Below are 10,811 nucleotides of genomic sequence, written 5' to 3'. Positions count from 1 at the left end.
TTCGCAGCTTCTCCAGCAGGTCGCGCACCTGGTCGTAGGTCAGGAACCGCACGATCTGCGGCCTGGCCGCCTCGAAGGTGATCGGCTGCTCCAGCCGCTTGTCCTCGACCTTCAGGATCGCCCAGCCGCCCTCGATGGCGAAGGGGCCGACGATGTCGCCGGCCTTGGCGCCCTTCAGGTTGGCGGCATAGGCTTCGGGCATCACGTCGGTGGTGAAATAGCCGAGGTCGCCGCCGTTGAACCGGGTCGCCGCGTCGGTGGAGCGCTCCATGGCCAGGGCCTCGAACGAGGCGCCGGTCGAGATCAGCTTGGCGACCGCCTGAGCTTCGGCCTCCGTGGCCACCACGATCTGGCGGGCGCGGAACTCCTCCGACTGCTTGGCCAGCTTGAGCTGCTCCTGGTAGAGCCCGCGGATGGCGTTGTCGGTGACTGCGTCGGTCACCACGCTCTCGACCAGCATGTCGCCCAGGATGCGCTCGCGCGCGGCGGCCAGCCGCTTCTCGGCGGCCGGCTCCTTGTCCAGCTTGCGCTTGATCGCCTCGGTCGCCAGCAGCTTCTGGTCGACCACCTCGTCCAGCACCCGGCGGAAGAGGTCGGAGGAGACGTCCAGCGGCTCCCCCTCGCCGATCAGGCCCTGGGCCACCGCCTCGCGCTTGACGTCGGAGGCCCAGACCGTCGCGCCGTCCACCTTGGCGACGGCGGTGTCGCCGGGCTGCGGCGCGGCGTCCGTGCCGCCCCGGTCGCCGCACCCGGCCAGGGCCAGGGCGGCCGCGATGACGACCCCGGCCAGCGCCAGGCCGTTCGGGATGCGGCGGATAGTCGGTTTCGTCATGTTCGACGCACCTCGAATGCGAGAAAGAGCCCGCAGGTCCTCGCCCGTCCCTAGCCAACTCGGCGCGGGGATGCAAAGGTCGCGCCCGATCAAAGGCCCCGGGGACCGGATAACTGCCCCGTCGGCATCATTTCTGGAGGAATTATTTCATGACGCGGGAAGCCGTAATCGTTTCGTACGCCCGGACGGGCCTGGCCAAGTCGGGTCGCGGGGGCTTCAACATGACCCCGACCGTCACCATGGCCGCCCATGCGGTCAAGACGGCGGTCGAACGGGCCGGCGTCGACAAGGCCGCCGTCGAAGACGTGATCCTCGGCAATGTCGCCCACGGCTCCGGCAACCTCGGCCGCCAGGCCGCGCTGCTGGCGGGCCTGCCGATCACCACCTCGGGCGTGACCGTCAACCGCTTCTGCTCCTCGGGTCTGCAGACCATCGCCACCGCCGCCAACTACATCCGTAACGACGGCGCGGACGTCGCGGTCGGCGCCGGCGTGGAATCGCTGTCCTTCCCGGGCGGCGGCGCGGGCGGCTCGGATAATATCGACAAGAACCTGATCGCTCAGTATCCGGCGATCTTCATGCCGATGATCGACACCGCCGACATCGTCGCCGAACGCTACAACGTCAGCCGCGAGGCCCAGGACGAATACAGCCTGGAAAGCCAGAAGCGCATGGCCGCCGCTCAGCAGGCCGGCAAGTACAAGGACGAGATCGTCCCGCTCGCGACCAAGATGAAGGTCGTGAACAAGGAAACCAAGGAAGAGAGCATCGTCGACTACGTGGTCGACCGTGACGAGTGCAACCGTCCCGACACCACCATCGAAGGCCTGCGCAAGCTGCAGCCGGTTCGCGGCGAGGGCAAGTTCATCACCGCCGGCAACGCCAGCCAGCTCTCCGACGGCGCCGCCGCCGTGGTGCTGATGGAAGCCAAGGCCGCCTCCAAGGCCGGTCTCGAGCCGCTCGGCGCCTTCCGCGGCTGGGCCGTCGCCGGCTGCGCCCCCGACGAGATGGGCATCGGCCCGGTCTTCGCCGTTCCGCGCCTGCTGGAACGTCACGGCCTGAAGATCGACGACATCGATCTGTGGGAGCTGAACGAAGCCTTCGCCAGCCAGTGCCTCTACTCGCGCGACAAGCTCGGCATCGACCCGGAAAAGTACAACGTCAACGGCGGCTCCATCGCCATCGGCCACCCCTACGGCATGACCGGCGCCCGCCTGACCGGCCACATCCTGCTGGAAGGCAAGCGCCGCGGCGCCAAGTGGGGCGTCGTGACCATGTGCATCGGCGGCGGCATGGGCGCCGCTGGCCTGATTGAAATCTACTGATTTCATTCAGGCCGCCCGTCGGCGCCCATCACTCGAAAGAGCCCGAAACCGCTCCTGTCAGTTTCGGGGGGCGCCGCGGGCCTGATTGAAATCTACCAAGACCTGAGAACCACCCCATCCCCCGCTCATCCCGGCGAAGGCCGGGACCCAAGCTGAATTTCAGCCTGAGCGGGGGATGGGTTCTATCCCTGTATTCTTCGCGAGCGGCCCCTAAGGCACGCTCCACGTCGGCGGCGCCGACAACCTGATCTCGTGAAGTTGAAGACCCGCTTGGGTCCCGGCCTTCGCCGGGATGAGCGGTCGCCTCACCCCTCCGCCATCCAGGCCGCGACATCCCGCTGCGCATGCAGCACGCGCCAGACATCGATCGCGTCGGGGCGTTCCACATAGAAGACGAGATAGGGATAGCGCCGCACTTTCCAGCTTCTCAGCCCGGGCAGGGCGAGTTCATGTGCATAGCGCGGCGATCCCGCCCCTGGCTGGCGGGAGATCGCGCCATAGGCCGCCTCCAGCCCATCGATGAAGCCCAAAGCGACCCGCATTCCGGCTTCCTGCACATAGTAATCCACCGCCGCCTGGACATCGCCGACAGCAGCCGCGCGCGGCACGACCGGCTTTGAGCTCATCCTTTCCCGCGGCCGCGAACGCGGTCACGCAGCGCGTCGAAATAAGCCCCGTCCGCCGCCGGCCCGGCCGGCGAGGCGGCCCCTTCCAGCAACAGCGCCTTCAAGCGCTGGCGGTCCTGGTCCTTGCGGATCAGTTCGCGCACATATTCGCTGCTGGTCCCATAGCCGCGCCCGACCACCTGCTCGTCGACGAAGGCCTTGAGCGCTTCGGGCAGGGAGATGTTCATGGTGCTCATGGCCCGAGCCTACTCCGATGGCAAAATTTGGCAAATATCTCCGCCACTCGCCGTATCCGGTCGCCTTGCCTGTCGCCCTCGCCGCGTTGACACTGGCATAGGCGCTGCTTAAGTCTCGCCCGCCCTGAAAAGAGCGGAATTTCCGGGCAGGCGAGCAGGCCAGACAGGTCCCGCCGGGCCCCTCCCGCAATCCGGAACGACTTCCCTTGAGCATCTTCCAACGCTTCTTCGGCTCTTCCAACGACCGCAAGGTCAAGACGCTCATCGCGCGGGTCGGCAAGATCAACGCGCTCGAACCGAAGATGCAGGCGCTCTCCGACGCCGAACTTCGCGCCAAGACCCAGGAGTTCAAGGACCGCCTGGCCGCCGGCGAAACCCTCGACCAGATCCTCGAAGAAGCCTTCGCCGTGGTGCGCGAGGCTTCCAAGCGGGTGCTGGGCCAGCGCCACTTCGACGTCCAGCTCGTCGGCGGCATGGTCCTCCACCAGGGCGGCATCGCCGAGATGCGGACCGGCGAAGGCAAGACCCTGGTCGCCACCGCGCCTACCTATCTGAACGCCCTGGCCGGCAAGGGCGTCCACGTCATCACCGTCAACGACTACCTGGCCCAGCTGCACGGCGACTGGATGGCCCAGGTCTACGGCTTCCTCGGCCTCTCGACCGGCGTCATCGTGCACGGCCTTAGCCAGAACCAGCGCCAGGCCGCCTACCGCGCCGACATCACCTACGGCACCAACAACGAGTTCGGCTTCGACTATCTGCGCGACAACCTGGTCTACGACGCCGGCGAGATGGTCCAGCGCGGCCACAACTTCGTCATCGTCGACGAAGTCGACTCCATCCTGATCGACGAAGCCCGCACCCCGCTCATCATCTCCGGCCCGACCGAGGACCGCAGCGAGCTCTACAAGACCATCGATCTGGTCATCAAAGAGCTGATCAAGGACCCGACCACCTTCGACCACGACGAGAAGCAGCGCCAGGTCATCCTGACCGAGGAGGGCTCGGAGACCGTCGAGGAGATGCTGGTGGCCGGCGGCCATCTCGACCCCGATTCCGCCGGGCTCTACGACGCGGCCAACGTCTCCATCGTCCACCACGTCAACCAAGCCCTACGCGCCAACGTGCTCTACACGCGCGAGAAGGACTACATCGTCCGCGACGGCGAGGTGATCCTGATCGACGAGTTCACCGGCCGCATGATGCAGGGCCGCCGCCTGTCTGAGGGCCTGCACCAGGCCATCGAGGCCAAGGAAGGCGCCCATATCCAGCCCGAGAACCAGACCCTGGCCTCGGTCACCATCCAGAACTACTTCCGCCTCTACACCAAGCTCTCGGGCATGACCGGCACCGCCGCCACCGAGGCCCAGGAATTCGCCGACATCTACAAGATGGAGGTGGTCGAGATCCCGACCAACCGTCCGGTCGCCCGCATCGACGACGACGACGAGGTCTATCGCACCGCCGAGGAAAAGAACCGCGCGATCATCAAGCAGATCGAGGAATGCTACGTGCGCGGCCAGCCGATCCTGGTCGGCACCGTCTCGATCGAGAAGTCCGAGCAGCTCTCCGATCTCCTGAAGGCCCACAAGTTCGAGGTCGGCGGCAAGAGGCAGACCGGCGTCCCGCACAACGTCCTCAACGCGCGCTACCACGAGCAGGAAGCCATGATCGTCGCCGACGCCGGCGTGCCCGGCGCGGTGACCATCGCCACCAACATGGCCGGCCGCGGCACCGACATCCAGCTCGGCGGCAACATCGACATCCGCGTGCTGAAGTGGCGCGAGGAGCAGAAGGGCCTGGGCATCGAGGTCACGCCCGAGGCCGCCGCCGAAGAGCGCCAGCGCATCGAGAGCGAGACCAAGGCCCTGAAGGAACAGGCCCTGGGCGCCGGCGGCCTCTACGTGCTCGGCACCGAGCGTCACGAGAGCCGCCGCATCGACAACCAGCTCCGCGGCCGGACCGGCCGCCAGGGCGACCCTGGCCAGTCGAAGTTCTTCCTGTCCTGCGAGGACGACCTCCTGCGCATCTTCGCCGGCGAGCGGCTGGACGCGATCATGCGCACCTTCGGCGTCCAGGACGGCGAGGCGATCACCCACAAGTGGCTGAACGCGGCCATCGAGAAGGCCCAGAAGCGCGTCGAGCAGCGCAACTACGAAATCCGCAAGAACCTGCTGAAGTACGACGACGTCGTGAACGACCAGCGCAAGGCGGTGTTCGAGCAGCGCGCCGAGTTCATGACCGCCGCCGACCTCTCGGAAATCATCACCGAGATGCGCCAGGACACGGTCGCCGACCTGGTCGAGCGCCACCTGCCGCCCAAGGCCTATGCCGAGCAGTGGGACATCGCCGGCCTCGCCGAGCGCGTGCAGGAGCTGCTGGGCCTCGACCTGCCGCTGGCCGCCTGGGCCGCCGAGGACGGCATCGCCAACGAAGAGATCCAGGAGCGCCTGCAGGCCGCCGCCGAGGCGCGCGCCGCCGAGCGCGAGCGCCTCATCAGCCCCGAGCAGATGCGCGGCCTGGAAAAGAATTTCCTGCTGCAGATGATCGACATGCAGTGGCGCGAGCACCTGATGCACCTCGACCACCTGCGCAATGTCATCGGCCTGCGCGGCTACGGCCAGCGCGACCCGCTGAACGAGTACAAGACCGAGGCCTTCTCGCTGTTCGAAAAGCTGCTGGTCGACCTGCGCCAGAACGTGACCCGCTGGCTGATGACGGTCGAGTTCCAGTTCGCCGAGCCCGAGCCGGTCTCGCCCCTGGCCGGCCTCACCGAAATCCACATGGACCCGCTGACCGGCGAGAACGCGGCCCTGATGGGCGCCCTGCCCGACGGCCTCTCGGCCGAACAGCGCGAGGCCCTGCCGATCACCGCCCTGCCGGACGGCTGGGAGAACACCGGCCGCAACGCCGCCTGCCCCTGCGGTTCGGGCAAGAAATTCAAGCACTGCCACGGCGCGCTCGTCTAAGGCGATGTCGGACTACGTCCTGAAGGTCGACGGCTTCTGCCCGGTCTGCGAGCAGGCCGCGACCTTCGCCTCCAAGGACGAATGGCTGCGCGATCACTTCCTCTGCCAATCGTGCGGATCGCAGCCGCGCGAACGGGCGCTGTTCTCTGTCCTGACCCAGCTACGCCCCGACTGGCGGGCCCTGACCATCCACGAGAGTTCGCCCGGCACCGCCGCCAGCCGCCGCCTGGCCGATCAGGCGCGCGGCTACCTGCCCAGCCAGTACGACCGGTCGATCCCCTGGGGTTCGATCCACCCGAACGGGCGCTGGCGCTCCGAGGACCTCGAGCGCCAGACCTTCGCCGACGAGAGCTTCGACCTGGTCATCACCCAGGACGTCATGGAGCACGTCTTCGCCCCCGACCTGGCGGTGCGCGAGATCGCCCGCACCCTGAAGCCGGGCGGCATGCACATCTGCACCGTGCCGATCGTCAACAAGGAAAAGCCCTCGGTCCGCCGCGCCCGCCGCCGCCCCGACGGCTCGGTGGAACACCTGTTGCCGCCGTCCTATCACGGCGATCCAATGAGCCCGGATGGAGTGCTGGTCACCATCGACTGGGGCTACGACATCGCCGCCTACTGGGACGCCGCCAGCGGCCTGACCACCACCATCTGGACCATAGAGGACCTGGGGCGCGGCATTAGGGCTGAATATATCGAGGTGCTGGTCTCGCGAAAGGCGGGCCTGCCCGACCTCTCGGGCGATGCGCCGCCGGCCGCGCCGCCCGCCCGGCGCGGCGGCCTGCTCGGCAAGCTGTTCGGCTGATCGCCGGCGCCGACAGCATATAGGTTCCAGCCGGCCGCCACGCGCCCTGTGATCGCGTCCGCCAGAGTGTGATCCGTTTAGATAGAAACGGATCATGCTCAAGACTCTTTGAATTTAGAGCATTTTCTGCGCCGAACCGGCAGCCACTTCGGCGGAAAATGCTCTAGACGGCGGCCCGGCCGATGACGTCTTCGGCGTCCCGCAGGCGCGCCCTCGCCGCAGATCGAGGGACACGCGCAGGCTCCGGAGGACGCCGCGCCAGGGGCGGCCGGCCAGATCTCGTCAGTCGCCCTTCTTCTTCTCGCCGGGCGTGATCACCCCGTCGCCATCGCCATCCTGCTCGGCGAACGCGCGCTGGCCGGAGACGTCGAACTCGGCCGGCGAGATCCCGCCGCTCTTGTCCCTGTCCAGCACGCCGAAGCGCACATGCGCCTGGCGGATCTGGCGCACGCGCTCTTCTTCCTTGCGCTCGGCGCTATCGCTCGAGGCCGCGAGCTGCGCCTCCAGCCGGTCCTGGTACTCGCCGACATATTCGGCTTCCGAGAGCTGGCCGTCCTTGTCGACGTCGGTGGCGGCGAAGCGCTGGCCGCGCGCGGTCTTGAACTCCTCCGGCGTCACCTTGCCGTCCTTGTCGAGGTCGTAGTCGGTGATGAAGGCCGAATGCCCGTGCGGCGCGGCATGGGCCGAGGCCGCGCCCATGGCCAGCAGGGCGGCGGTCAGGGCGAGCGGCAGGCGAAGACTGGTCATGATCTATTCCGTGGCTTCGAAGGTCAGGGTGTAGGAGTAGCTGCGATAGGGGGTCTCGGCGCCCGCCGGCGCCTCGGTGCGGTGACGGATCAGCGCCAGATAGGTCCCCGCGTCCGGCGGCGTGATCGAGAAGCCGCCGGCCTTGTCGGTGGTGATCTGACCGCCCACCTGCTTCTTGCCGTCATAGGTCCCGGCGCTGCGGAACACCTCGACGTGGGCGCCAGCCACCGGCTTGCCATCGAACAGCAGCTCGAACTTCGCCGGCTGGCCGGCGAAGATTTCGCTGGGATGGGTCAGCGGCCTCAGCTCCAGCCCCTTGCCGGTCGCCGCCAGGGCGTCGGGCGAGGGTGCGCCGCGGGTCACATAGACCTCGGCCAGGGTCATGCTCTGCACGTCCACCAGTTGCGCGTCGGCCGGTTTGTCCCGGCCCTCGCCGATCACCCATTCACCCTTGGCGTTGCGGTACATCTTGCCCTTGCGGCCGAAGCGCTCGCCCGACGAGATGCGCCAGGTGCCATTGGCCGTCACCGGCGCCTCGAACACCGCCAGGTCGCGCAGATAGGTGACGGTCTTGATCGGCGTCGTCGCCCCGCCCGGTCCGCGCACGTGCCAGGCGTCCGACTTCATCACCACCTCGGCCGCGAACGGCTCCTCGGTGAAGCTCGCCTGCACCGTCACGTGGTCGCGGTCGGTCAGGTCGAACAGGTTCGGCAGCATGTAGGGCATGTGCCCCAGCGCCTGTCCCGGAGCGATGGCGATCAGCCCCGCCCCCGCCATAGCTGCAATTGCGATCCGCCCCATGTGCGCCCTCCAGTCTGGTTCGATAGCGGCCCAACTAATGCAATTGAGAGTCACTTGCAATTATCTCTCGATTGCGGCATTCACCGCCCATCAGCCGCCCACGGGGGCGTCGTCAGCGAGTCATATGCGATTGACTCGCAGTTGCATATATCTGGAGAGTAAAATGGGGCTTAGAGCGGCGGACATGCGAAGCGGGCTTCTGGCGGGAGCCTCGGTCCTGCTGCTGGCGGGCGCGGCGCAGGCTCAGGCGCGCGACGACTCGGCCGCCGCCCAGCTTTCGCTCGGCCGCATCGTGGTTTCCGCCGGGGCCGAAAAGGTCGCCATCGACACACCCCAGGCGGTGACCGCCCTCGACCAGGACGACATCGACGACGCCCAGGCCACCACCATGGGCGACCTCCTGGAAGCCATCCCCGGCGTCAGCGTGGTCGGCGGGGTCTCGGCGCTGGGCCAGGGCTTCAACATCCGGGGCATGGGCACGGGCCTGGCCGACTCCGACAGCCGCATCCTCACCCAGATCGACGGGGTGACGAAGTTCTACGAACAGTACCGCATGGGCGCGCTGTTCAGCGAGCCGGACATGTACAAGCGCGTCGAGGTGCTGCGCGGCCCGGCCTCCTCCACCCTCTACGGCGCCGGGGCCCTGGCCGGGGTGGTCAATTTCACCACCAAGGACGCCTCGGACTTCCTGAAGGACGGCGACCGCTTCGCCGTGCGCCTGCGCGCCGGCTACGAAAGCAACAACGACGGCGTGTTCGGAACCGCCATCGTCGCGGGCCAGCCGGTGGAGAACCTCGACCTCCTGGCCATGTACACCCAGCGCGAGGCCGACCACTACAAGAGCGGCGACGGGACCACCGTCATCCCCTCCAACGCCACCTCCAGCTCCTACCTGCTGAAGGGCCGCTACTATGTCGGCGGCGACAAGGACCACAGCCTCTGGGCCAGCTACCAGAACTGGACCTCCGACAGCACCCAGATCTACGACCAGGCCGAGGCCTTCGGCACGACGCCGGTCCGCCGCAAGGTCAACGACGTCACCGCCACCTTCGGCTACGAAAACGACTTCGGCGGCTCCAGGCTGCTGAACCTCGAAGCCCAGGCCTCCTACGCCAATTCCAAGGTCGAGCAGCGCGAGACCACCTTCCTCACCGGCGTCGTCTATTCGGAATTCTCCTACGAGACCTGGCAGGGGCGCATCCAGAACACCTCGCGCTTCGACTTCGGCCCGGACTGGACCGGCTTCCTCTTCGTCGGGGCCCAGGCCTATCGCCAGGAGCGCCGCAATCCGCGCGTCAACGCCGCCGGCGTCACCACGCCCGGCGCGGCCACCCACCCCGAAGGCGACATGGACAAGTACGGCCTCTACGCCCAGGCCGAGCTGATCTGGTCCGACAAGCTGACCATCATCCCCGGCGTCCGCGTCGACTGGACCAAGCTGAAGCCCGGCGCCGGCGTCACGACCCCAACCGAAGTCGAGGACAGCGCCGCCTCGCCGAAGATCGCCGCCCTCTATTCCTTCACCGACAATCTGGCGGTGTTCGGCTCGGTCGCCCGCACCGTGCGCATGCCGGTGCTGGACGAGATCTACAGCAAGACCAGCGCCGCGGCCTCCAACTTCAGCCTCAACCTGAAGCCCGAGGAGTCCGACAACTTCGAGGGCGGCTTCACCCTCTCCTTCGACGACGTGCTTTCCCAGGGCGACGCCGTCCGCGCCAAGGTCACCGCCTTCCGCAACGACGTCTCCAACCTCATCACCCGCGGCAGCGCCGGCGCGCCCTACTTCATCAATGTCGGCAAGTCGCGCTTCACCGGGGTCGAGATCGAGGCCGAATACGCCGCGCGCAACCTTTTCGCCCGCCTCGCCGCCTCGAGGATCGAGGGCGAGAACCGCCTGACCGGCGCCCCGCTCAACACCATCCCCGCCGACGAGCTCGACCTCACCGTCGGCTGGCGGTTCAGCGACCATCCGCTCACCCTCGGCTGGCGCGGCGAGTTCGCCGCCGACCAGGAGGACGTCGCCCCCGGCGGCCGGCGCACCGGCGGCTATGGCGTGCACAACCTCTTCCTGACCTGGACGCCCAGGGATGGCGCCCTCGAAGGGCTGGAGGTCCGCGCCGCCGTCGACAACGTCCTCGACAAGCAGTTCCGCCGCCATCTGGCCTCGCTCGACGCCGAGGGACGGACCTTCAAGCTCACCTTGGCGCGGACCTTCTAAGCGTGAGGCTCACACCCACACGGATCGCGGCGACCGCCTTCTCGACTGCGCTGAACCTCGGCCTCATCGCCCTGGTCCTGCGTACCGGGTCGGACGCCCCGCCCGTGTGGGAGGAAACCGCGATGATCGCGGAACTGGTGCAGGTTCGGGGCGAAACGGGAAGCGCCCCGTCCCCGTCGGCGCAGGCTCCTTCCTCCCCTCCTCGGGAGCCTGCGCCGACGGCTGTTGTTCCACCCCCGGTGCGCCAGGGTG

The 10,811-nt window shown here is 67.7% G+C and carries 9 protein-coding genes; 4 read left to right on the top strand and 5 right to left on the bottom strand.

Going from position 1 to position 10,811, the window contains the following annotated elements; translation table 11 throughout:
- Positions 1 to 832: peptidyl-prolyl cis-trans isomerase (locus ACE3TL_RS15185; RefSeq protein WP_374579516.1), on the bottom strand; the 832-nt coding region annotated here is incomplete at its 3' end.
- A 149-nt stretch (positions 833 to 981) separates the two neighbouring features.
- On the opposite strand from ACE3TL_RS15185, the gene ACE3TL_RS15180 reads away from it, so the two are divergent.
- A complete protein-coding gene (locus ACE3TL_RS15180) occupies positions 982 to 2,157 on the top strand; it encodes an acetyl-CoA C-acyltransferase (protein ID WP_374579515.1) in 1,176 nt (391 codons plus the stop codon).
- A gap of 305 nt (positions 2,158 to 2,462) precedes the next feature.
- Here the strand turns inward: ACE3TL_RS15180 and ACE3TL_RS15175 are convergent, their stop codons facing one another.
- Together ACE3TL_RS15175 and ACE3TL_RS15170 are read right to left on the bottom strand one after the other, a co-directional pair.
- Positions 2,463 to 2,783 carry a type II toxin-antitoxin system RelE/ParE family toxin gene (locus ACE3TL_RS15175; RefSeq protein ID WP_374579514.1) on the bottom strand — a complete coding sequence of 107 codons (321 nt, stop codon included), beginning with the start codon at positions 2,781 to 2,783 and terminating at the stop codon, positions 2,463 to 2,465.
- Positions 2,780 to 3,019 (bottom strand): type II toxin-antitoxin system ParD family antitoxin, encoded by a 240-nt coding sequence (locus ACE3TL_RS15170; protein ID WP_374579513.1) that lies wholly within the window; start codon positions 3,017 to 3,019, stop codon positions 2,780 to 2,782. Before ACE3TL_RS15170 ends, ACE3TL_RS15175 begins: the two co-directional genes overlap by 4 nt.
- Positions 3,020 to 3,225: 206 nt before the next feature.
- Between ACE3TL_RS15170 and secA the strand changes: the two genes are divergently transcribed.
- Together secA and ACE3TL_RS15160 are read left to right on the top strand one after the other, a co-directional pair.
- Positions 3,226 to 5,988, top strand: coding sequence for a preprotein translocase subunit SecA (secA, locus tag ACE3TL_RS15165; protein WP_374579512.1), 2,763 nt, complete (start codon positions 3,226 to 3,228; stop codon positions 5,986 to 5,988).
- Positions 5,989 to 5,992: 4 nt separating this feature from the next.
- Positions 5,993 to 6,793, top strand: coding sequence for a class I SAM-dependent methyltransferase (locus ACE3TL_RS15160; RefSeq protein ID WP_374579511.1), 801 nt, complete (start codon positions 5,993 to 5,995; stop codon positions 6,791 to 6,793).
- A gap of 282 nt (positions 6,794 to 7,075) precedes the next feature.
- Here the strand turns inward: ACE3TL_RS15160 and ACE3TL_RS15155 are convergent, their stop codons facing one another.
- Together ACE3TL_RS15155 and ACE3TL_RS15150 are read right to left on the bottom strand one after the other, a co-directional pair.
- On the bottom strand, positions 7,076 to 7,540 hold the full coding sequence (locus ACE3TL_RS15155) for a hypothetical protein (protein ID WP_374579510.1): 465 nt from the start codon (positions 7,538 to 7,540) through the stop codon (positions 7,076 to 7,078).
- Positions 7,541 to 7,543: 3 nt separating this feature from the next.
- On the bottom strand, positions 7,544 to 8,341 hold the full coding sequence (locus tag ACE3TL_RS15150; protein WP_374579509.1) for a DUF4198 domain-containing protein: 798 nt from the start codon (positions 8,339 to 8,341) through the stop codon (positions 7,544 to 7,546).
- A gap of 184 nt (positions 8,342 to 8,525) precedes the next feature.
- Here ACE3TL_RS15150 and ACE3TL_RS15145 point away from each other — a divergent pair, with 184 nt between their 5' ends.
- Positions 8,526 to 10,559: a TonB-dependent receptor domain-containing protein gene (locus ACE3TL_RS15145; RefSeq protein ID WP_374579508.1), complete on the top strand. Its 2,034-nt coding sequence runs from the start codon at positions 8,526 to 8,528 to the stop codon at positions 10,557 to 10,559.
- The last annotated feature ends 252 nt before the right edge of the window (positions 10,560 to 10,811 follow it).

Source organism: Phenylobacterium sp. (assembly GCF_041920015.1).
Classification (GTDB): domain Bacteria; phylum Pseudomonadota; class Alphaproteobacteria; order Caulobacterales; family Caulobacteraceae; genus Phenylobacterium.
Note: the sequence above shows the minus strand (reverse complement) of the source record. Positions and strands in the feature narration are given on the sequence as shown.